Annotated in this window: 19 protein-coding genes and 1 other RNA gene; 8 read left to right on the plus strand and 12 right to left on the minus strand. The window is 60.9% G+C overall.

From position 1 onward, the window contains the following. Positions 1-10 precede the first annotated feature (10 nt). From mraZ to AX760_RS11775, 6 genes are all read right to left on the minus strand, one after another. Entirely contained in the window at positions 11-451 is a 441-nt protein-coding gene (gene mraZ, locus AX760_RS11750; protein ID WP_071833078.1) for a division/cell wall cluster transcriptional repressor MraZ, read from the minus strand. A gap of 423 nt (positions 452-874) precedes the next feature. Then, an RNA gene (gene rnpB, locus AX760_RS11755) (RNase P RNA component class A) lies at positions 875-1,275 on the minus strand. A gap of 70 nt (positions 1,276-1,345) precedes the next feature. Continuing rightward, positions 1,346-2,536 (minus strand): NAD(P)/FAD-dependent oxidoreductase, encoded by a 1,191-nt coding sequence (locus AX760_RS11760; RefSeq protein ID WP_071833079.1) that lies wholly within the window; start codon positions 2,534-2,536, stop codon positions 1,346-1,348. Positions 2,537-2,668: 132 nt separating this feature from the next. Continuing rightward, positions 2,669-3,199: a lytic transglycosylase domain-containing protein gene (locus AX760_RS11765; RefSeq protein ID WP_071833080.1), complete on the minus strand. Its 531-nt coding sequence runs from the start codon at positions 3,197-3,199 to the stop codon at positions 2,669-2,671. Positions 3,200-3,428: 229 nt separating this feature from the next. Next, positions 3,429-4,193: an N-acetylmuramoyl-L-alanine amidase gene (locus AX760_RS11770; protein WP_071833081.1), complete on the minus strand. Its 765-nt coding sequence runs from the start codon at positions 4,191-4,193 to the stop codon at positions 3,429-3,431. After that, positions 4,190-4,897 (minus strand): J domain-containing protein, encoded by a 708-nt coding sequence (locus tag AX760_RS11775; protein ID WP_071833082.1) that lies wholly within the window; start codon positions 4,895-4,897, stop codon positions 4,190-4,192. The genes AX760_RS11770 and AX760_RS11775 overlap by 4 nt, the downstream gene beginning before the upstream one ends. A gap of 451 nt (positions 4,898-5,348) precedes the next feature. Between AX760_RS11775 and AX760_RS11780 the strand changes: the two genes are divergently transcribed. From AX760_RS11780 to AX760_RS11790, 3 genes are all read left to right on the plus strand, one after another. Next, positions 5,349-6,563: a pyrophosphate--fructose-6-phosphate 1-phosphotransferase gene (locus tag AX760_RS11780; RefSeq protein WP_071833083.1), complete on the plus strand. Its 1,215-nt coding sequence runs from the start codon at positions 5,349-5,351 to the stop codon at positions 6,561-6,563. 96 nt (positions 6,564-6,659) lie between these two features. Beyond that, the gene (locus tag AX760_RS11785; protein ID WP_071833084.1) at positions 6,660-7,304 is read left to right on the plus strand and encodes a LysE family translocator; all 645 of its coding nucleotides are present in this window, start codon (positions 6,660-6,662) and stop codon (positions 7,302-7,304) included. Between the two features lie 116 nt (positions 7,305-7,420). Further along, positions 7,421-8,335, plus strand: a complete 915-nt coding sequence (locus AX760_RS11790; protein ID WP_071833085.1) for a lytic transglycosylase domain-containing protein — start codon at positions 7,421-7,423, stop codon at positions 8,333-8,335. A gap of 39 nt (positions 8,336-8,374) precedes the next feature. On the opposite strand, the gene AX760_RS11795 is transcribed toward AX760_RS11790, so the two are convergent. Together AX760_RS11795 and AX760_RS11800 are read right to left on the minus strand one after the other, a co-directional pair. Then, positions 8,375-9,739 (minus strand): serine hydrolase domain-containing protein, encoded by a 1,365-nt coding sequence (locus AX760_RS11795; RefSeq protein WP_071833086.1) that lies wholly within the window; start codon positions 9,737-9,739, stop codon positions 8,375-8,377. A gap of 79 nt (positions 9,740-9,818) precedes the next feature. Then, positions 9,819-11,252, minus strand: a complete 1,434-nt coding sequence (locus tag AX760_RS11800; RefSeq protein ID WP_175552053.1) for a putative bifunctional diguanylate cyclase/phosphodiesterase — start codon at positions 11,250-11,252, stop codon at positions 9,819-9,821. A 284-nt stretch (positions 11,253-11,536) separates the two neighbouring features. Between AX760_RS11800 and AX760_RS11805 the strand changes: the two genes are divergently transcribed. The 4 genes from AX760_RS11805 (at position 11,537) to AX760_RS11820 (ending at position 15,740) form a co-directional block, all read left to right on the plus strand. Beyond that, entirely contained in the window at positions 11,537-12,787 is a 1,251-nt protein-coding gene (locus tag AX760_RS11805; protein WP_071833088.1) for a BtaA family protein, read from the plus strand. Continuing rightward, positions 12,784-13,455 carry a class I SAM-dependent methyltransferase gene (locus AX760_RS11810; protein ID WP_071833089.1) on the plus strand — a complete coding sequence of 224 codons (672 nt, stop codon included), beginning with the start codon at positions 12,784-12,786 and terminating at the stop codon, positions 13,453-13,455. Before AX760_RS11805 ends, AX760_RS11810 begins: the two co-directional genes overlap by 4 nt. Positions 13,456-13,588: 133 nt before the next feature. Continuing rightward, positions 13,589-14,368, plus strand: coding sequence for a glycoside hydrolase family 25 protein (locus AX760_RS11815; protein WP_071833090.1), 780 nt, complete (start codon positions 13,589-13,591; stop codon positions 14,366-14,368). Positions 14,369-14,519: 151 nt separating this feature from the next. Further along, on the plus strand, positions 14,520-15,740 hold the full coding sequence (locus AX760_RS11820) for a lytic murein transglycosylase (protein WP_071833091.1): 1,221 nt from the start codon (positions 14,520-14,522) through the stop codon (positions 15,738-15,740). Between the two features lie 3 nt (positions 15,741-15,743). Here AX760_RS11820 and AX760_RS11825 read toward each other — a convergent pair whose 3' ends face one another. Next, positions 15,744-17,114, minus strand: a complete 1,371-nt coding sequence (locus tag AX760_RS11825) for a cation:proton antiporter (protein ID WP_245295001.1) — start codon at positions 17,112-17,114, stop codon at positions 15,744-15,746. 120 nt (positions 17,115-17,234) lie between these two features. Here AX760_RS11825 and AX760_RS11830 point away from each other — a divergent pair, with 120 nt between their 5' ends. After that, positions 17,235-18,185 carry a DMT family transporter gene (locus tag AX760_RS11830; protein ID WP_071833092.1) on the plus strand — a complete coding sequence of 317 codons (951 nt, stop codon included), beginning with the start codon at positions 17,235-17,237 and terminating at the stop codon, positions 18,183-18,185. Between the two features lie 512 nt (positions 18,186-18,697). Here the strand turns inward: AX760_RS11830 and metF are convergent. From metF to ettA, 3 genes are all read right to left on the minus strand, one after another. Further along, complete coding sequence (gene metF, locus AX760_RS11835) at positions 18,698-19,624, minus strand: methylenetetrahydrofolate reductase [NAD(P)H] (protein WP_071833093.1); 927 nt, start codon at positions 19,622-19,624, stop codon at positions 18,698-18,700. A 1-nt stretch (position 19,625) separates the two neighbouring features. Continuing rightward, entirely contained in the window at positions 19,626-20,654 is a 1,029-nt protein-coding gene (locus AX760_RS11840) for an ArsR/SmtB family transcription factor (protein WP_071833094.1), read from the minus strand. A gap of 145 nt (positions 20,655-20,799) precedes the next feature. Further along, positions 20,800-22,449 carry an energy-dependent translational throttle protein EttA gene (ettA, locus tag AX760_RS11845; RefSeq protein WP_071833095.1) on the minus strand — a complete coding sequence of 550 codons (1,650 nt, stop codon included), beginning with the start codon at positions 22,447-22,449 and terminating at the stop codon, positions 20,800-20,802. Positions 22,450-22,529: the final 80 nt, after the last annotated feature.

A 22,529-nucleotide genomic window follows, 5' to 3' on the forward strand; every position in this document is an offset into this window, starting at 1 on the left:
TTTCTCCATTCTAGACAGGGCGCAGACCTCGCAATCTTTGCCCCTCGCGAGCTGCCGCCTGCATATCCGTGAATGCCTGCGGCGCCCATAACTGAAAATGATCCGCCCGACCGACGAACGTCACGTCCGTGGTGATGCCGGTGAAGTCGCGGATGAAATCCGTGATCATCAGCCGACCTTCCTGATCGAGCTTCATGAAGACCCCGCCCCCGTGAACCAGGAGCGACATCTGATTGGCCTGCGGCGAGAAAGGATCCTCGGCCGCGATCTGCCGTTCGAACCGGCCCAGCAAATCCGGACCGCCGGCGCTGATCGCCGGAAAGACAAAATCCTGAAAGCAGTAAAGCTCCCGAATATCCAGAGATGACAGGACGGCGCGAAACATCGAGGGAACAGAAACCCGCCCCTTTGCATCGATCCGGTTTGTCGCATGTGACAGGAAGCGGTTCATGACGCGATACAGCCGATTCCAACAAAGAGCAGACCTCGAAAACCCTGCCCGTCCCCTTAAAAAAACGCACAGAACAGCATCGCCGGACGAGACGCCCGACCCCATAACCCCCTTGTGGGTCAGCGGTTTTTTGCGATGAGTGAGCCTGAAAAAGCCCTTGTGCAGTGCATGATTGGGATAGCATGGGACCATATGGGCGTCAATGGGAAATGCTTGTTTTGGGCATGCGGCAGAAGCAAATATTGATAGACTGTTAAGTTTAACAAATGGTTACCATTCCACTGACAAGACATTGGAATCAAAGGAAAAAAGATGGGCCAGAACAGCATCCCGGAACATCCGGTATTTCTAAAACGCATGGCTATTCAACGGGATAAAGGCCCTTGAAAAAAGGCCTTTCCAGATCGCCGCTAAAGGGAGAAATTTGCCAGTTGGCCTGTAAGCCGGGTTCTGTATGGCTCCGGCTTTGACACCGGAACGTGGCAGCCATTCATCTGGGACGACGCTTGCGCGCCGCCTCCTGCAACCCACCCGGACGACTGGCCTGAAAACCGGCCGGAGCGCTTGCGCGATCCACATCGTCCCTATTCGGTTTTGCTCCCGGTGGGGTTTGCCTTGCCACCCATGTTGCCATGCGCGCGGTGGGCTCTTACCCCACCCTTTCACCCTGACCTGCCATGAAGGCAGGCGGTTTTCTTTCTGTGGCACTTTCCCTAGGGTCGCCCCCGCCGGACGTTATCCGGCACCGTGTTTTCGTGGAGCCCGGACTTTCCTCCCCCCGCAGCCTTTCGGCCCTAGCGGAGCGCGGCTGCCCGGCCAACTGGCAAGCGGTGCATAGACGACGGTCGGCCAAATGGCCAGAGGCAATCGCCGCAAAATTCCGCCTTCGGCCGCTTAGCGATAGTGAAGGGAAAAATCCGTTCCGTATTCCGGCGCATCGAGGCGGCCATCAAGGAGCAATGCTGCGCCAAGGCGTCCGATCTCGTCCGAACTTTTCGCCGCCGCCCCATTGCCGCCGGTAAGCACACCGATGCGCGTGCCATCGATAAGGCCGATATAGGGATAGCCATGGCGCGTGAAGGTCGTGACGCAGGGCGCGGCATGCAGGGACTTCGGCGCGAAATCGGGCATGAGCGCCCGCAGAACGGCGAGAAGATGGCTGGCGGCGGCCGGATTTCCGCCGCTGCGAAACCAGGCACGAACCTCCGCCTCGCTGCCGAGCACGATGTCGCTCGGGTCGCCGCCGATCTTCAGATAGGCCCTGCCATCCGGATAGCGGATCGGCGGCAGCACATAGTAGCTTTCCGATTGCGCGGATGACGATCCGATCAGTGACGGCATGGTGGCAAAGTCCGCCAGTTGCGCCTCGCCAACTTCGGCAAACAGCACCGTCCGCGCCTTGACCGCGAGATCAAGCGGCCGCGGCAGAAGCTGTTTTGCGAGGGAAAATCCGCCGGTCGCGACCAGCACCCGTCCGGCCCGCAAAATCGTCCCGTCGATGGTGACGACCTCGACCTGTCCAGCGCGCTCGGAGACAGCTGAAACCTCGCTGGCCACGACCATGCCACCGTTTTTCACGAAGATCCTTGTCTGCGCATCCACCAGCGCCCGCGGATTGATATGGCCCGCCCCCCGTGCCTCGAACATCCCTGCGAAGCCTTCAGGGAATTTAAACCACGGAAACCGCGCCATCATCTCCTGGTGAGACAGGAGCGGCGCATCGACCGCCAGCGTGTCGCGCGCAGAAATGACCTGCTCGAGATAATCATAGGGATCGCCGGGTGCCGGCGCGGCGATCAGGCAACCGGCCTCGCTATAAAAAGCAACGCCGCTGCCCGTTTCGATCGCCCCATAACGCGCGATCGAGCGACGGGCGAGCAGCGCCCAGTCGCGATCCATGTCGATCGTTCGGGTGATGCGGCCATTGTCGTAGTGACTGGCGAAAACACCATCATGGGTCGTGCGATCGGCCGGTTCATCCGGCCCGACAAGGGCGACGCGTGCACCGGTCAAAGCCAGATATCGCGCGGCGGCTGCCCCCATCATGCCCTTGCCGACCACAAGGAAATCAAAACTATCCACCATTCCAACCATCCATCTCAATCACGATGGAGGCATACCATGCCAGATCCGTCTTGCCAGCAGCAGCAAAGGCCGGACCATAAAGGCCCGCACGGGACACCCATCCGGCATCCCTTTTGCGGTCGATCACGACGGTCAGTTGAGGATGGTCTGGACCTTGCCGCAATAGCGGCGCGAGACCGGGTTCATACGCTTGGCCCCATGACCGGCATTGTAGCGCAGGATCGTGCCGCAGGTCGCCCCACCCGAAAGCTGGTGGGCGACAGCCAGATATTTCATGCCGAACTTGATGTTGGTTTCAGGGTCGAAAAGTCCCTTCTTCGAGCCGGAATAGCCCATCATGCGGGCGGTCGCCGGCTTGATCTGCATCAGCCCGACTTCGCCGGCACTGCCACGGGCCCGCGGATTGAAATTGCTTTCGACCTTGACGACGGCATGGGCGAGATCGACGGGAACGCCGTATTCCTTGGCATAGGCGACGATGTAGGGCGAATATTGCGTCGCCGGCAGCGCTTTGTCGGCCTTGGCATAGCCCGTGGTGCGCGACACGGCAGGAATGGAAGAGGTTTTGATGGTTCTGTCGATGCCCCCGGCATACGATGTTCCAACCCCGGCAAAAGACATGCAGACGCACGCCGCGACCGCAGCAACAGACGATATTCTCATTTAACTTGAAGTCTCCGCTTTCAGGCATGGGCAGAAGGGGAAGAGCACCCCGCCCTCGCCGTCCGCATCCTGATCTTTCACTGACAGAAGAAGGCGCTTGGGCACCCGTTCTCCTGCGGTTCGATATGGCGGCAAAAGACCTGCGCAACATGGTCATCATGTGGCAATGCAGCATTTTTTCGATTTCAGCAGTGTTGAAGCCCGTTCAAAGACGCGGTTTCAGGACACCTCAGGCACCAAAGGAAGGGAGCATCGACAGCAGGCGATGGAGCGTGTCGATGGTCGACATATCGGCAATGCCATCAACCCGCGCAGGGCGGAAATGCCTCTGGAAAGCCGCCACGTCGCCCTCGGTCTTCTCGCAGAAAAGACCGGTAATTTCAGTGGCATAACCATAGAGCGAGAGCATCGACTGCAGCGCCTGGACCGGTTGGCCTTCATCGCCCCGCTGGAAAAACCGGCCACCCCCGATCACAGTCGGTTCAACCCAATGCCCGATCCCTTGACCGTGCAGACGGTTCCAAGGAAATTTTTCGCCGGGGTCGACCTTGCGAATGGGGGCAACATCACTGTGCGCGAGCACCCTTTCGGGGGCGATCGAACAGCGATCGCCACAGTCCCGACACAATTCGATGACCGCTTTTATCTGTGCGTCGGGAAAATCGGGCAATCCGCCGGGATGGCCGGCATTGACGATCTCTATGCCGATGGAGGCGGAATTGATGTCCGTTTCGCTTTTCCAGATGCTGCGTCCGGCATGCCAGGCGCGACGGGTCTCGGGAACCAACTGGTCGACGCGCCCGTCCTCGTGAACGAAATAATGGCACGACACCTGGCTTTCGTCGCGGCACAGCCAATCGAGCGCGCTTTCAGCCGTCTCCATGCCGGTATAATGCAGGATGATCATGTCAGGGCTTCGCCCGCCAGCCCGTTCGCCGTGATTGGGCGAAGGAACGCAGGCCGCTGGACCATAGTCGCAGGCAAACAGCGTCATGCGGCGCGGCGCTCTTTCTCGATCGCTTCATAGGCAGCGTTCAACGCGGCCATCCGGTCATTGGCGATGGCGTGGAACTCTTCCGGAACGCCGCGGGCAATCAGGCGATCGGGGTGATGTTCCGATACCAGGACACGATATTGCTTGCGGATCGTCGAGAAATCATCCTTCGGCGAGACGCCGAGTATCTTGTAGGGATCGACGCCGGCGATATGAACATGCCGGGCCATGATCCGCTGGAAGTGCGCCTCCTCCATGCGGAAGATTTCGGCGACGCGCATGAGATAGGCCAGTTCCTTTTCATGGATCGCACCATCCGCCTTGGCGATATGGAAGAGACCGTCGACGATATCCTCAAGGATCGGGCAATCCTCTTCGCAGGAGACGCAGAGCGACGCCATCTTCTCGGCATAGGCCTCGTAGCCGGCCACGTCCTGACGGGCGAGATTATAGAGCCGCGCAACATTGTGCGCCTGATCGTCGGGAAACTTGAAGATGTCGCGGAACGCCGATACCTCGGCCTCGGTAACGATGCCGTCAGCCTTGGCCATCTTGGCCGACAGCGCGATCATCGCGACCGAAAAGGCGACCTTGCGCCGGGTTTCCGGGTCGCCCTCGAACAAGGTGCGCACGGCTTCCACCACCCCGGCAAGGGCGTTGCCGGTCGCAGTGATAATCCCGAGGATACTCTCCCAGAACGACATAGGCACGTTCTTTCCTGTTTTTGCTACAGCGCAGCATGACCAGATGCGGCCGGATATTGCAACCCGCACAGCGACCGGGAACGCCCATCGAAGGCCGGCATGACGAAATTGTGATGGCCCTCATTATGCTGATGGCACAATAATCCGATCACCGTCAAGAAGACCGGGACAGGCCGCAATCCTGCATCGGCGGCCATGACCGATAGTCCGCTTGGCAAGCGGGTCGGGCGCCGAAAACTGCAGCAGGCTTCAGTAAAAAGGGAAAAGCAGTGTGCCAACAGCCGCGTGCTCATCCGGATTGCCGCGTGGGAATTTGGTCGTCCCGACCGCACGGTGCGGCTCACCTGCCCCGGTTGTTCTCGATCATCTGCCGCTCTGTCATTTAACTTCCGGGGGACTTGCGCTAGAGAGGCCTCGCTCTATTCTGCCGACATATCCTTGAGGAGACATCATGCCCAAACAGAAAGTCGCAATGCTCACCGCCGGTGGGCTCGCACCCTGCCTGTCCTCCGCGGTCGGCGGGCTGATCGAACGGTACACGGACATCGCGCCTGACATAGAGATGGTCGCCTATCGGTCCGGCTATCAGGGCCTGCTTCTGGCGGATCGGATCCCGATCACGCCGGATATGCGCGAAAAAGCCCATGTCCTGCACCGCCACGGCGGATCGCCGATCGGCAACAGTCGCGTCAAGCTGACCAATGCCGCCGACTGCGTCAAGCGCGGCCTCGTCAAGGAAGGCGAAAACCCGCTGCGGGTCGCAGCCGAAAGGCTTGCCTCAGACGGCATCACCATCCTTCACACGATCGGCGGCGACGACACCAACACGACCGCGGCGGATCTGGCCGCCTATCTCGGTGCCAATGGTTATGACCTGACCGTCGTCGGCCTGCCAAAGACCGTCGACAATGACGTGGTGCCGATCCGCCAGTCGCTCGGCGCCTGGACGGCAGCCGAATATGGCGCGAGGTTCTTCGATCATGTCAGCAACGAGCAGAGTGCCGCCCCGCGCACGCTCGTCGTGCATGAGGTCATGGGCCGCCACTGCGGCTGGCTGACGGCAGCAACCGCACGCTCCTACATCCAGATGACCGAAGACAAGGAATTCGTCGACGGCTTCATGATGAACCAGCAGCTGAAGAGCATTGACGGGCTCTACCTGCCCGAAACTGCCTTCGATCTGCACAAGGAAGCCGAACGGCTGCGTAGCGTGATGGACACGACCGGCTTCGTCACGCTATTCGTCAGCGAGGGTGCCTGCCTCGACGCGATCGTCTCCGAGCGGGAAGCAGCCGGCGAAAGCGTCAAGCGCGACGCCTTCGGCCACGTCAAGATCGACACGATCAATGTCGGCAACTGGTTTACCAAGCAATTTGCCGCGCTTCTCGGCGCCGAACGCTCCATGGTCCAGAAATCCGGCTATTATGCCCGATCGGCACCCGCCAATGCCGATGATCTGCGCCTGATCCAGGGCATGGTCGATCTTGCTGTCGAAAGCGCGCTGAACAAGGTCTCCGGCGTTACCGGCCACGATGTCGACCAGGGCGGCAAGCTGCGCACAATCGAATTCCCGCGCATCAGCGGCGGCAAGCATTTCGACACTTCGGTCAAATGGTTCGGCGAAATGATGGACGTCATCGGCCAGAAATGGGCCGCAGCCCACTGATAGCAGCGACTGACCAAGCTCTATACATGGCACCTTGACGGCTCCGCGTGCCCATGGCTTCCTCGTTCGGAAACCAATGCACGGGGAGCCTTTTTCATGTCCATCGAACACTGGCTCGCCTTCGTGGCCGCCTCGACCGTCATGCTCGCCATTCCCGGCCCGACCATCCTTCTCGTGATCTCCTATGCGCTCGGGCACGGCCGCCGCACGGCAACGGTGGCCGGTGTGGCGCTTGGCGACTTTACCGCGATGACGGCCTCGATGCTGGGCCTCGGCGCACTGCTCGCCACGTCGGCGGCGCTCTTTACCGTGCTCAAATGGGTTGGCGCCGCCTATCTCGTCTGGCTCGGCATCAAACTCTGGCGCATGCCCGTTTCGGGTGGGCCTGTCTCAGATGGACCATCAAAGCATATTGCGGAACCCAGGCAGGATCGACCGACGCGTATCTTCCTGCATACCTATGTGGTGACCGCGCTCAACCCCAAGAGCATCGTGTTCTTCGTGGCTTTCCTGCCGCAGTTTCTTGATCTGACCCGCCCCCTGTTCCTGCAGATGCTGATTTTCGAAACCACCTTTCTGGTGCTGGCAACGGTGAACGCGACCACCTATGCGCTGTTGGCCTCAGCGGCCCGCACGACGATCCGCAAACCGAAGATCCAGACGATCGTCAACCGCACAGGTGGCTCGCTGTTGATCGGCGCGGGCCTTCTGACGGCAAGCCTTCGCCGGGCCACCCCCTGAAAAGACGCTCGATGCTTGCGATTGGAGGGGCAATAGGTTAATGGAGGTTCACGTCCGGCAGCCTCGCGCTGCTGATCTGCGGGGGCTGCGGGGCCTGAAAGCACGGAAGCGACAGCATGGCTAAAATCGGTTTTTCCAATTCAAAACATGCGCTTACCGCGTGTGCTTTGATCACCGCTTCGTTCGCAACGGGGTGCTCGAGCGTCGAACGTACGCCGATGGAACAACTGATGGCGGCGCAGAGTGTCACGCCGCTTGCAAAACCCGGAACTGAACTGACAGCCTATGCCCTGCCGACACCGGACGGCACGCCAACGGCCTCCGTCGCAGCACTTGCTGCCGAGACGGCCATGATGCAGCCGGCCGAAAATGCCGCAAACGGCGTTGCGACCGCGCAGTTGCAGCCGGCAAACGCGGCTGCGACCTCCGCCCTGCCGGTCACGGCCAATGCCATGGTCGAAACCCGTACAACCCCTGTCCCGCAGATGCAGACGACCATGGTTGCCATGGCCGCGATGGATTCGGATTTCGATACCGGTGAACCGGTCGGCTTGGAAACGCTTGTCGCCTCTCGCATGATCGTGCCGGTGGCAAAGCCGGTCAGCGGTGCTGCCGTCGCCTATGCCAATGGCGTGGCCACGCCTGCAGCCTTCGGCGTCACCGAAAAGTTGACAAGCTCGCGCCCGGAACTTGATCGCCTGATCAGCTTCTATGCCAAGCTCAATGGTCTTCCCGAGGCGCTGGTCCACCGCGTCGTCAAACGCGAAAGCACGTATAATCCGCGCGCCTACAGCAAGGGCAACTACGGCCTGATGCAGATCCGCTACAACACGGCCAAGGGGCTCGGTTATGACGGCACGGCCGAAGGCCTGTTCGATGCGGAGACCAACCTGAAATATGCGACGAAATATCTGCGCGGTGCGTGGATGGTGGCCGACAACCAGAACGACAATGCGGTCAAGCTCTACGCCAGCGGCTATTATTACCACGCCAAGCGCAAGGGTCTGCTCGAAGAACTCGGCATGAAATAAACACGCTGAAATTGCTGTATCGGTATCAATCGCAGGCGGTCACTTGACCGCCTCGATTATTTTGGCGTGCAGCCTGCGAACATCATAGCCGCTGCGCGATGGCGTCAGGCCCATGCGCAGGACCGCGAGATTGAGCGATGGCACCATCAGCGCCGTCTGGCCGTCATGCCCCTGCATTCGGAACGCATCCGCCGGCAGGCCGATATCGCCCGGTTCCGCTGCCTTCGCCCGTCCCGCCTCGGTCCACACCTGGCCAGAGCCGTAGCGTTCCCCGGACGCAGCCGTCGGCCTTGCCATGAAGGACACAAAATCCTCCGGCAAAAGCTGACGGTCGTTCCAGCGCCCGCCGCGCAGAAGGAAGAGGCTGAACCGGGCCCAGTCGCGCGCCGTCGCATACATGTAGGATGAACCGACGAAGGTTCCGTGAGCATCGGTCTCGAGAACGGCGCTGGTCATGCCGAGAGGCCGGAAAAGTGCGGCGCGCGGGAAGGTCAGCGCGATCCGCTGGCTGGAAAACGTATTCATCCAGAGCCGCGATAAAAGCGTCGTCGTTCCGCTGGAATAGCTGAAACGTTCGCCGGGCGTCGCGACAAGCGGCTTGCCCGCCGCAAAGGCCGCCATGTCGCTTTCGAGAAACAGCATGCGCGTGACGTCGGCGACGGTGCCGTAATCCTCGTTGAAGTCGAGGCCGCTCTGCATGGCGAGAAGATCCGACAGCGTGATCGTGCTGCGGGCATCACCCCGCCATTCGGCGACCAGATCGGTGGCATCGAGCGCCATTCGGCCATCCCGGATACGCAGCCCGACAAGCGCCGCCGTCACGGACTTCGTCATCGACCAACCGAGAAGCGGCGTTGCCTGCGAAAAGCCGTCGCCATAGGTTTCGGCAATGATGCGCCCGCCCCTGACGACCACCGTCGCCCGCATGCCGGGACCGGTGAGTGCGGGATCCTCGATCAGCGCCTGGACAGCGGCATTCCTGACGATGCCGCCACCGTCGGGCCAGAACACTGCACCATCTGCCGGCGCTGCCCTGCGTCGCTCGCGCTGGATCCCGGGGAAAGCCGCAAACCTGTCGTCACTGAGTGTCGTGCATCCGAGCCCCTCGCGGTAGACCGCATGACCGGGGGCGGCAAAACCGAACATGCGCGCGGTTACCGTCTTGCGGGCCACATCGACACTGACACGCACGAACCGCAAAAGCGGATGACCGGGCGCCTGGACATCCTCGGCCAGAACCGTCTCGGCGTCGCGGCCCGCGATGAACACGTTGGAGCAGACGATCTTGGCAGCATAGCCGTCGCCGACGCGCAACAGCTCCGGCGGCGCAATTACCAGCCAGCCGAAGACCGCCGCAATCGCGGCGGTCGTCAGGCCCAGCAGCCATATCAAAATTTTGCGCATCCGGCAGTCTCCCGCTTCACCCACCGAGGAAAACAGGATTCCATCGCTTTTGGAAGGGTTTATCTCGACACTCGACGTCTCACGCCGACAACGACCCGGTTTGCGCCGGTTCACGCGACAGAATGCCGAGAACGTCCCGCGCCGAAACCGGGCGGGAAATCAGGAAGCCCTGCGCCTCAGAGGCCCCGAGTGCCCGGACGAACTCCAGCTGGCCCTCGGTTTCGATCCCCTCAATGGTCGTTGCGACCTGAAACGTATGGCCGAGTTGCAGGATGATGTCGACCAGATCCGCATCGCGCTGGTTGCCCAGCATGGCATGCGTGAAGGAGCGATCGATCTTCAACTGATCGAGCGGAAAGCGCCGCAGATTGTTGATCGAGGAGAAGCCGATACCGAAATCATCGAGCGCAATCCGCACGCCATAGGCACGCAGGTCGGCCAGGCTCTCGCAGATGATCTGCGGATCGATGGAAAAGATCGATTCGGTGACCTCGATCGTCAGCCGCCCCGGGGCCAGCCCCGCCTCGTCGAGGCACGTCTTTATAAAGTTGACAAAGGCCCTGTCCTTGAACTGGTCACCGGCGACATTGACGGCAACCCCAGTCGGCGCCGGCCAGCGCGCAGCCTCGGTGCAGGCCGTTTTGACCACCCAGTTGCCGATCGGCAGGATGAGGCCGGTCTTCTCTGCAGCGGCAATGAACAGGTCCGGCTGTATGATGCCCTTGACCGGATGGTTCCAGCGGATCAAAGCCTCGAACGAGCGGATCGCCCGGCTTTCTATGCCGACGATCGGCTGGTATTCGAGATAGAACTGCCCCTCCTCCAGCGCGCGGCCGAGATCATGCTCGATCTCGCTTTTGACGAAAGCTTCGACCGCCATTTCCGGCTGGTAGAAGAGGTGGCTGTTGCCCGGTATTTCCTTGGCCTTGTACAGCGCCAGGTCAGCCCTTTTCAGGACGGTCGACATCGACCGGTCGTCGCGCTCGAGAAAAGCGACGCCGACGCTGCAGCCGGTCCAGAACTGGCCGGCAAGCAACTGGAAAGGTTCGGAAAAAATCGAAAGAATGGTTGCACAGATGTCTTCGGCCTTGCCGTTTGATGGCGCGCCGGCAACCAGGATGACAAATTCGTCCCCCCCGAGCCGGTAGATCTTCGCCATTCCGGACAGCGCACGTTTGAGCCGATGGCCAAGCGCCACCAGCAACTGGTCGCCGGCATCATGGCCCATCGTGTCGTTGACGAACTTGAACCGGTCGAGATCAAGCAGCAAGAGCGCGTTTCGCCCGACCACGCCCTGGTCCTCCGAGACCAGCAGGCGGATGTCCCGCTCAAGAGCGAATCGGTTTGGCAACCCCGTCAGCCGATCGAGATGGGCGACCTGCATCAACTGTTCTTCCGTGCGCTGGCGCAAGGCGAGTTCGGACAGGAGCCGGCAACGCGAGCGGCCCCAAGCATAGAACAACGCGCCGCACACCGCGGGCATCAGCAAGACACAGACAGAGGTCGAAGCCATCGTGCCTTCGCCCAGCAGACTGTTTCCATTATCAAAAAATCGATCGATTAGCAGGCAGGCGAAGAGAAAGCCGACCCCGAACAGCAGACCCGCAGCAGCATACCGATGCTCGGATTTTGGAAGAAACGCATTTAACATCATGTTAGCCGCCTTTGAAGGAAGCGTTTATCTAACACGTCCAAACTTAATCAATTCTTATGGGTGAGAAATCATAAAAAACGCCGTCATCAAAGTGTAGCGGTGGCGTTCTAGAAGCGGGCAGCTTCAACGGATGACAGGCTGACATGACCGATCTTGCACCCGATGCCGGCTACGGCAAAAAGAACGAGAAACTCAAGGCGGCGTTGATCCAGCACAAGCCGCTGACGGCCAAGGGGCTGTCGGAACGCCTGTTCGGTCTTCTGTTTTCGGGCCTCGTCTACCCGCAGATCTGGGAGGACCCGGCCGTTGACATGGCGGCAATGCAGATCCGCCCGGAGCACCACATTGTCACCATCGCGTCCGGCGGCTGCAACATGCTCGCCTATCTCTCGGCCCGTCCCGAACGCATCGATGTCGTCGACCTCAACCGCCATCATGTCGCGCTCAACCGGCTGAAGCTGGCGGCGTTCCGCCACCTTCCGGGCCATGCAGACACCGTGCGTTTCCTCGCCCGCCCCGATACCGCGACCAATATCCAGGCCTATGACCTGTTTGTCGCTTCGAAACTGGATGCTGCGACCCGTGACTACTGGAACACCCGTGGCCTGACCGGCAGGCGGCGGATTTCGGTTTTCGGCAGGAATGTCTATCGCACCGGCCTGCTGGGCCGCTTCATCAGCGCTGGCCATCTGCTGGCCCGTCTGCACGGCGTCGATCCGTCCGAACTCGTCAATGCCAGATCCATGCGCGAACAGCGGCAGTTCTTCGACGAGCGCCTCGCCCCGCTGTTCGACCGCCCGTTCATTCGCTGGATCACCAGTCGCAAGAGTTCGCTCTTCGGGCTTGGCATCCCGCCGCAGCAATTCGACGAGCTGGCAAGCCTGAGCGCCGAAAAATCGCTGGCAGGCGTGCTGCGTCAGCGGCTGGAAAAGCTGACCTGTCATTTTCCGATACGTGACAACTATTTCGCCTGGCAGGCCTTTGCCCGCCGTTACCCGCTGCCGCATGAAGGGAGCCTGCCCGTCTACCTGCAGGCACAAAATCACGAGGCGATCCGCAACAATGCCGAGCGCGTCCATATTCATCATGCCAGCTTCACCGAGCTTCTGGCGCGAAAATCCGCAGCCTCTGTCGATCGTTACGTGCTGCTCGACGCCCAGGACTGGATGACCGACCAGCAGTTGAACGCGCTCTGGAGCGAGATCACCCGCAGCGCAGCCGATGACGCCGTGGTCATCTTCCGCACGGCTGCCTTGGCAAGCATCCTGGAGGGGCGCGTTTCGCCGATCCTGCTTGACCAGTGGGACTATGATGCAAAACAGTCTGCAGAGCTCGGCGTGCAGGATCGATCGGCCATCTATGGTGGCTTTCATATCTACAGGAAGAAGGCATGATCGCTGCGCAGTCGACCACTGACAAGGCGCATGCGCAGCGCATGGATCGGATGTATCGCTACCAGCGGCACATCTATGACCTGACGCGCAAATACTACCTGTTCGGACGCGACACGATCATCCGCGAACTCGATGTGCCCATGGGCGGCAGCGTGCTCGAAATCGGCTGTGGCACAGGACGCAACCTCGCGCTGGTTAGAGAATGTTTTGCCGATGCGCGCCTGTTCGGCTTTGATATCTCGGCCGAAATGCTCGCCACCGCAGACGCCAAGCTGAACGCCAGAGGCGACGTGCCAACGCTGCTGCGCATCGCCGACGCCACGGATTTTTCACCGGGCCTGTTCGCGCAGGCGGGATTCGACCGCATCGTGATTTCCTATGCGCTGTCGATGATTCCCGATTGGGAGAAGGCGATCGATTCGGCGATTGCGGCGCTCAATCCCGGCGGCTCCCTGCATATTGCCGATTTCGGACAGCAGGAAGGCTGGCCGGCCGGCTTTCGCCGCGCCCTGCAAAGCTGGCTGCGTCGCTTCGACGTCAGCCCGAGAGAGACACTTTTTGATGTCATGCGCGCAAAATCACGAGGGAATGGCGCCGAAATCGCGCTCCGCTCCCTCGGCCGCGGCTATGCCTGGATCGCGGTTTACCGACGCGCGCCGCTCAATTGACAATTCCCGCTTGAAAATAACGCATTTTTTACGATGATATGGTGAAAAGGAGGTTCGCGCCTCTCGGGTTCACCATTTTTATGGATGTCATCGTGTGAGGCAGGACGTTAGATCGGTTCGGAACGGGTATCATATGCGCCGGCTTCTCCTGGCTCTCCTGCCACTATTGACGCTTATGTCCGCCTGCACGTCGACAGATTACGATCTCCTGAAGACCGCGTCGATCCCGCCCCGCTTCCATGACAAGGATCCGCAGGATTTTGGTGTGCGCACCCCGCATCACCACACCGTGCACGGCATCGACGTCTCGAAATGGAATGGCGATATCGAATGGCCAACGGTGCGCAGTTCCGGCGTGTCCTTTGCCTTTATCAAGGCGACCGAGGGCAAGGACGTGGTCGACAAGCGGTTCCACGAATACTGGCAGGGCGCCCGGGCGGCGGGCCTGCCCTATGCGCCCTACCACTTCTATTATTTCTGCTCGACTGCCGACCAGCAGGCCGACTGGTTCATCGCCAATGTGCCGAAGAGCGCGGTCAGTCTGCCGCCGGTGCTCGACGTCGAATGGAACGGCGAATCCAAGACCTGCAAATATCGCCCCTCGCCGCTGACCGTGCAGTCGGAGATGAAGGTCTTCATGGACCGGCTGGAGAAACACTATGGCAAGCGGCCGATCATCTATACCTCGGTGGATTTCCACCGCGACAATCTCGTTGGCCAGTTCAACGACTACCATTACTGGGTTCGCGCCGTCGCCCAGCACCCGGGCGAAATCTATCCGGAACGCCGCTGGGCCTTCTGGCAATATACCAGCACGGGGACCATTCCGGGCATAACGGGTGATACCGACATCAACGTGTTTGCCGGTTCAGCCAAGAACTGGAAAACCTGGGTCGCCGCAGTTTCGAAATAGGCGTCACGCCAAACCACCCTCGACGATCCGGCGGTCTTCTTCATTCTGCCCCATTGCTCTGGAACAGCAGCGTTCATAGTTTCGGCTCGCCTTCGATGCTGCCGCCTGCAGGCAGGTGTGGTGGCACAAGGCATGACAACAAGGATTTGCGATGACACGCGGCACACGGCGCTCTCTCCTCTCACTGGCACTTTTCACGCTTCTGGCCTCGACAGCCCAGGCCCAGGACACGACCGCGCCTGCCACGCAGGCGACGGCGGCCTGCGGCGGTGATCTCTCCGCATTTCTTGATGGCGTGAAGACAGAAGCACTTGCCAGGGGCATTCCGGCCGAGGCCATCGACCGGGCACTTGCCGGCGCGGCGATCGACCAGAAGGTGCTGAGCCGCGACCGGGCGCAGGGCGTCTTCAAGCAGACGTTTACGGAATTCTCCACACGCACGGTCAGCAAGGCACGCCTCGACATCGGCGCGCGAAAAATGAAGGAATATGCGGCGGTCTTCGATCGGGCGCAGTCGGAATTCGGCGTTCCCGCCGCCGTCATCACCGCCTTCTGGGCGCTCGAAACCGATTTCGGCGCAGTCCAGGGGGATTTCAACACTCGCAATGCGCTGGTGACGCTCGCCCATGACTGTCGCAGGCCGGAACTTTTCCGCCCGCAACTGATAGCAGCGATCGAAATGGTCCAGCACGGCGATCTCGATCCGGCCACCACGACCGGCGCCTGGGCCGGCGAAATCGGCCAGGTCCAGATGCTGCCCGAAGACATCATCGCCTTCGGCGTGGATGGCGATGGCGACGGCCATGTGAAGCTCAAGGACAGTTCGCCGGACGCGATCCTGACAGCTGCGAAATTCATCCAGAGCCTCGGTTTCAAGGCCGGCGAACCCTGGATCCAGGAAGTCTCGGTACCCGATACCCTGCCCTGGGAGAAAACCGGCCTGCAGCCTGGCATGACCGCCGGCGACTGGTTCGCGCTTGGCGTCACCCCGCGCGACGGCAACACCGCCTTCCCGCAGCTTGCGGCATCCGTGGTGATCCCGCAGGGCCACAAAGGCGTGGCCTTCATGACCTATCCGAACTTCAACATCTATCTCGAATGGAACCAGTCGTTCATCTATACGACGTCCGCCGCCTATTTCGCCACGCGCCTGAACGGCGCTCCGCCCTATGATGCCGGCAATCCGGAAACAGGCCTTGGCGACGACGAGATGAAGGCGCTCCAGACCCGGTTGCAGACCCTCGGCCACGATGTCGGCAAGATCGACGGCATCCTCGGCTCCGGCACGCGCGCCGCCCTCCAGAAGGAACAGCAGCGGCTCGGCATGCCGGCCGATGGCTGGGCGACACAGGCCGTACTCAACGCGCTCTAGGTCTCACGATGACGCGCTGTCTTTTCCGGCCTTGACCCGTCGCCGGTGGTGGCGGGCGAGCCGGAAGGCGCGATAACGAAGCCGGAGCGACCAGCGCGCACCGGCCAGCGCCCGCCCCTGTTTCGAAACTTCCTGCAGTTCCCGCGCATAGGCCACCGCGAAAGCCTGCCGGTAGCTGTACAGATGCTCCGCGGTGATGTTTTCAAGCCTGTGCATCAGGCTGACCCAGAGCGGCGACACCAGAAGCGACACTGCCGTGACGGCGATCGCCACGCGGTAGATATCGAGATCGAGCGCGCCGGCGCTGAGACCGGCCGCGGCCAGCACAAACGAAAATTCACCGATCTGCGCCATCGACAGGCCGGCGACCAGAGCGACCTGCGGCGAGGACCCCGTCCGGCGCAGGAGGAAGATGTTCAAAACGGTCTTGGCGGCAATCACGATGATGGCCGCACTGAGCACCGTCCAAAAATTTTCGCCGACAAAAGTCAGGTCGATCAGGAGACCGATCGACAGAAAGAAGACGACCAAAAGAATACTTTGAATGGGCTCGATGACGGGAATGATGCGGCTTCGCAAAGTCGAATTTCCAAGCACGATACCGGCCAGGAAGGCGCCATAGGCCGGCGACATGCCGGCAAGGCCGGAGAGTGCCGCCGCCGTAAAACAGAGCCCGAGCGCGCCAAGCGCCAGGATTTCGACCTTGTCCTCGATATCCTCGCTGAACGGGATGCGCAGCTTTCCATGACGCCCAAACCACCAGACAAGCCCCCCCAGCAGGGCGATGGCGACGACCATCTTGACGAGCATCGCGCTGATATTGAGTTCGTCTCCCCCGAGGCTGGACACGAGAATCAGCATCGGGACCACGGCGATATCCTGCGCTATCAACACACCGACCGCAATCCGGCCCGTCTCGCTGCGCAGTTCCCCCATGTCATCGAGCATCTTCATGGCGACGACGGTCGAGGACATGGCGATGACAAAACCGAGAATCAGCCCCTCCGCCAGCGTGGCACCTGTGATCAGCGCGATCAGGGCCGCCGCCGCGAGCGCCGCAAGGATCTGCCCGCCGGCCACAATCAGCGACTGACGCAAGCTGAGCACGAACGCCTTGATCGACAGTTCCATGCCGATGAAAAACAGGAGCACGACGACGCCCATTTCCGCCAGAAGCGTGACATTGCCGCTGCTGGCGATGAGGCCGAAACCGGTCGGGCCGAGGGCAATGCCGGCGAGGATGAACCCGACCAGCGGCGGCTGGCGCAGCCGCAGAAAGCCCAGTCCGAGAATGGCTGCGACAGCGATGACGATGGCGATCGCAACGAGCCCCTGGCCGTCATGGGCAACATCCGCAGCGGTATGGGAAATCAAGGGCTCCAGCAGACTTTCCTTCGGATGGGTTCAGCAGTCGTCACGAATCGGGTGGATCGGACGGCGCGAACATCCTACCCCTGCGGCATGATCCGAATGCGGCGGGATAGGTCAAGGCACATGCAGGCAAAATCAGAAGGCACGACCATCAAGATGACGATCGCAACCTGGGGGCTGCTGGCACTGTTGGGGCTGATCTGGGGCGGATCATTCTTCTTCGCACGGGTCGCCATTCCCTATGTGCCGCCGTTCACGCTGGTGTTCCTGCGCGTTGCGCTGGCAGCGCTCGCCCTGCATCTCTATGTCTTCGGGCGCTACGACCTCTACCGCGAATTGCAGGCGCGATGGCGGCAGTTCCTGTTGCTCGGCCTTCTCAACAACGCCATTCCCCACACCTTCATCTTCCTCGGACAGACGGAGATCGGCGCCGGGCTTGCAGCCATACTCAATGCGACGACGCCGGTCTGGACGGTGCTGATCGCCAATACGCTGACGCAGGACGAAAAACTGAGTGCGGCCAAGATCGCCGGCTGCCTGCTGGGCCTTGCCGGCACCATCGTGCTGATCGGCCCCAGCGCCCTGCCGGGTCTTTTCGACCATGGCGCCGGCAGCATTCCGCTCTGGGCACTGGCCTTCCCCGTGATTGCCGCAATCGCCTATGGCTTTGCCGGAACCTACGGCAAACGGTTTCGCGGGCTGGCAGCACCGGTGACGGCGGCGGGGCAGCTCACGGCTTCGACGGTGATCATGTTGCCTGTAGCGCTTGTCGCGGACACGCCGTGGCTCCTGCCAATGCCGCCGCTATCAGCCATACTCGCGGTGCTTGCCCTGGCGCTGATCTCCACCGCCTATGGCTATATTCTCTACTTCCGGATCATGGCGGTGGCTGGCGCGACCAACACGTCGCTTGTGACGCTGCTCGTTCCTCCCAGCGCCATCCTTCTCGGCCTGTTCTTCCTGGGGGAAACGCTGGAGCCAACAGATATTTCCGGAATGCTGCTTATCGCCGTCGGCCTTCTGGTCCTGGACGGGCGAATCCTTGCAGGCTGGCGCCGAAAAGGGCTTCGCTAGAGAATCAGTGCCAAGGAGACAGGTCGAGTTTTGTGTCTTTCCGGTCACATCACGCGCTATTTCACTCGGTCATATTAACAAGCCTTCAGCGATTGTGAAAAAAATGTGGCAAGATGAAAATGATTTCCATTCATGGGCTTAAGCCTGTGCATAACCTCTTCAGCGCCTTGGTTTTTGCGGTGCAGCACAATTTTTCCTTTCGTGCGTGGCTTTTTGGCCCTATCTTTTTAACGTTAGCGGCAAGGAGGGTCAGTTATGGGACTTACACATTCGTTGAATGTCCTCATGATCAGTGCAGCGTTCGTGTTCGTGGCGACAATGCTTTTCATTTAATGGCAGGAACGAGCAGTCCAGACGGTGAATTCGAACTTTAATACCGCACAGAAATTGCAGCATCATCAAAAGGCGAAACGCTCAAACGAGCGGCAAAAGCCTGTAAGCTGCCAGGAGAATGAAAAAGCCCATGACACCGAAAGGTATCATGGGCTTTTCCTTGGGAATGTCACACAATCTCAGGCCGCCGCACCGGCCGCGGCATTGTCGCGCGCTGCTGATGCCTGGCGCTCGAACCCGACAAGATCGCACACCGCTTCAATCAGAGGCGAGCGGTTCATCGTGTAAAGGTGGAAATCGCGCAGGCCCCGGCGCGCGAGATCGACGATCTGCTCGGCTGCGATATGCGTCGCCTCCTTGATGCGCTCCTCCGGCATCTCGTCGAGATGGATGAGCCGCGTGATCACGGCATCCGGAACGCGGGCCCCGCAGAGGCCGGCAAACTTGCGCACCTGCGCCAGATTGTTGATCGGCAGGATGCCGGGAACGACCGGTATGGTGATCCCAGCGCGGCGAACGCGCTCGAGATACCGCTCGAAATCGTCATTGTCGAAGAAGAACTGCGTCAGCGCCCGGGTCGCGCCATTGTCGACCTTGCGTTTCAAGGTGTCGATGTCGGCGGCGACATCCGGGCTTTCGGGATGTTTTTCCGGATAGGCGGAGACGGAAATCTCGAAATCGCCTGCGGCACGAATGCCGGCGACCAGTGCGGCCGCATTTTCGTAGCCGCCCGGAAACGGCGTATAGGCCGAGCCGATGCCGCCCTGCGGATCCCCGCGCAAGGCGACGAAATGGCGAACGCCACACGCAGCAAAATCGGCAACGACGGCATCGACCTCGGACTTTGTCGCCCCGACGCAGGTCAGATGTGCGGCCGTGTTTGCAAGTCCGGTCTCGCGGATCATCCGGCGCACGGTAGTCAGCGATCGCGCCTTGGTCGACCCGCCGGCACCATAGGTCACCGTTACGAAGGCCGGCGAAAAGACCGCGAGTTCGGCGACCGTCTTGAACAGCTGGGTCTCCATCTCGTCGGTCTTCGGCGGAAAATACTCATAGGAGAGCGTCAGGTTGCCGCGTTCGGCGGGGTAGAGTGTGTGGATCGGCATGTCATATCCTCCCGGCCTGGGCGAAAATTGGGGGCTTGGCGGAACCGCCGGCGATCACCGCCTGGCGCGTGTCGCGGGCCAGCCACAGCGTCACCGTCAAACGGCCGCTTGCGGTGGCTTCCGGCGAAAGGTCGACAATCTCCTCCAGCACCAGACCGGCCCGTTCAAGCCAGTCCTTCATGGTCTGCCGTGAGAAGCCGAGCCGGACATGGGCGTGATCGTCGCGCAGATATTCCAGCGTGTGCGGCGCCAGATCGATGATCACCAGCCGCCCGCCGGGCGACAGCATGCGGGACGCTTCCCGGATCGCAGCATCCGGCTGCTCCAGGAAATGCAGCACCTGGTGGATCGTCACCAGATCGAATTCCTGGCCATCGAGCGGCAGATTGAAGATGTCGCCGTGACGGATCGACGCCTTTGTGATGCCGGAACGATCGAGATTGGCGCGCGCGACCGCGAGCATGTCGCGGCTGGCATCGACGCCAACGCCCCGGCGGTAGATCGGCTCGAACAATTGCAGGATACGGCCGGTACCGGTGCCAAGATCCAGCAGGCCATCGACAGGCTGGCTGCCAACCAGCGTTTTCAGCGCTGCCTCGACATCCGCGTCACTGACATGCAGCTGGCGAAGCGCATCCCATTCTGCGGCATTGCGGCTGAAATAGGCTTGGGCCTTTTCCGAGCGCGCCTGCTTCAGCGCAGAAAGGCGCTCGCCGTCCCTTTGCAGAACAGCATCGCCATCTGTCGCAAAGGACAGAAGCTTGCGCACGAGTGCCACGCCGTCACCCTCGCCGCGCAGGCGGAAATAGGCCCAGGCGCCCTCCTGATAGCGATCGATCAGCGAGACTTCACCGAGAAGTTTCAGATGACGGGAAATGCGCGGTTGGGACTGGCCGAGAATTTCGGTAAGATCGGTGACCGTCAGGTCGCCAGCCGCCAGAAGAGCCAGAAGCCGCATGCGCGTCGGCTCGCCTGCCGCCTTCAGCACATCGACCAACTCTTCAAGACCAAGACCGCCCGCGTCCGCCATGCAAAACCCCATCAACACATAAAGATATGTTTATGTGATTTGCGGACGTCATGCAAGCGTCAAATCGCGACACGACGCGGTCACGGGCTTTTCCCATGAAAAAAGCGGCCCGAAAGCCGCTTTCTCCGATCCCTTTAAGGGCCGATCAGCGCGTCAGACGCTTGAAGCTGACACGGCTCGGATTGACCGATTCGGCGCCGAGGCGACGGATCTTGTCCTTTTCGTAGTCCTCGAAGTTGCCTTCGAACCATTCGACGTGGCTGTCGCCTTCGAAGGCCAGGATATGGGTCGCCAGCCGGTCGAGGAACATACGGTCATGGCTGATGATGACAGCGCAGCCGGCAAAGTTTTCAAGCGCGATTTCCAGCGCGGCCAGCGTTTCAGTATCCAGGTCGTTGGTCGGTTCGTCGAGCAGCAGCACGTTGCCGCCCGCCTTCAGCATCTTGGCCAGATGCACGCGGTTGCGCTGGCCGCCGGAGAGATTGCCGACCTTCTGCTGCTGGTCGCCGCCCTTGAAGTTGAAGGCGCCGCAATAGGCGCGGCTGTTCATGTCGAACTTGCCGAGCTTGATGATTTCGGCACCGCCGGAAATTTCCTCCCAGACGGTTTTGTCGCCGTCCAGCGCATCGCGGCTCTGGTCGACGTAACCGAGATGCACGGAATCGCCGATCCGGAATGCGCCCGTGTCAGGCGTTTCCTGGCCAGTGATCATGCGGAACAGCGTCGTCTTGCCGGCACCGTTCGGGCCGATGACGCCGACAATGCCGCCCGGCGGAAGTTTCAGCGTCAGCCCGTCGATCAGCAGACGGTCGCCGTAACCCTTGGTGATGTTGTCCATCTCGATGACCACCTGGCCAAGACGCTCGCCGACCGGGATGATGATCTGGGCATCGCCCGGACGCATCTTGTCGGCTGCTTCCACCAGCTCGTCATAGGCCTTGATGCGGGCCTTCGACTTCGACTGGCGTGCCTTCGGGCTGGAGGCGATCCATTCCTGCTCGCGGCTGATCGCCTTCTGGCGCGAGGCGTCCTCGCGGTTTTCCTGCTTCATGCGCTTGGCCTTGGCCAACAGATAGGCAGAGTAGTTGCCTTCATAGGGAATGCTGCGGCCACGATCGAGCTCGAGAATCCAGCCGGTGACATTGTCGAGGAAGTAGCGATCGTGGGTGATCATCATCACGGCGCCAGCATATTGGCGCAGGTGATTTTCGAGCCAGGCGATCGTTTCCGCGTCCAGATGGTTGGTCGGTTCGTCGAGAAGCAGAAGGTCGGGCTTCGACAGCAGAAGCTTGCAGAGCGCGATACGGCGGCGCTCACCACCCGAAAGGCTGGTCACATCGGAATCGCCGGGAGGGCAACGCAGCGCCTCCATGGCCATCTCCACCTGGCTCTCGAGGTCCCACAGGTTCTGTCCGTCGATGATGTCCTGGAGTTTCGCGCCTTCCTCGGCGGTCTCGTCGGAATAGTTCATCATCAGTTCGTTGTAACGCTCGAGCACGGCCGTCTTGTCGGCAACGCCTTCCATGACGTTTTCGAGCGCCGTCTTGCTCGCATCGAGATGCGGCTCCTGCGCCAGATAACCGACGGTCGCACCTTCGGCGACCCAGGCCTCGCCGGTATATTCCTTGTCGAGCCCCGCCATGATGCGCAGGACCGTCGACTTGCCGGCCCCGTTCGGGCCGAGAATACCGATCTTGGCATCCGGGTAGAAGGACAGGTTGACGTTGTCGAGAACCTTCTTCGCGCCGTAGGACTTGTTCAGCCCGGACATGTGATAGATGAATTGACGTGCCATAGAGAGACTGCTCCGACGGAATGGGATTTTGCCCGCTATGTAGGCGAATTATCCCGCCGGAGCAATCCGCAAACCGGCCT

It is taken from the genome of Pararhizobium antarcticum, from assembly GCF_001885585.1.
GTDB lineage: Bacteria > Pseudomonadota > Alphaproteobacteria > Rhizobiales > Rhizobiaceae > Pararhizobium > Pararhizobium antarcticum.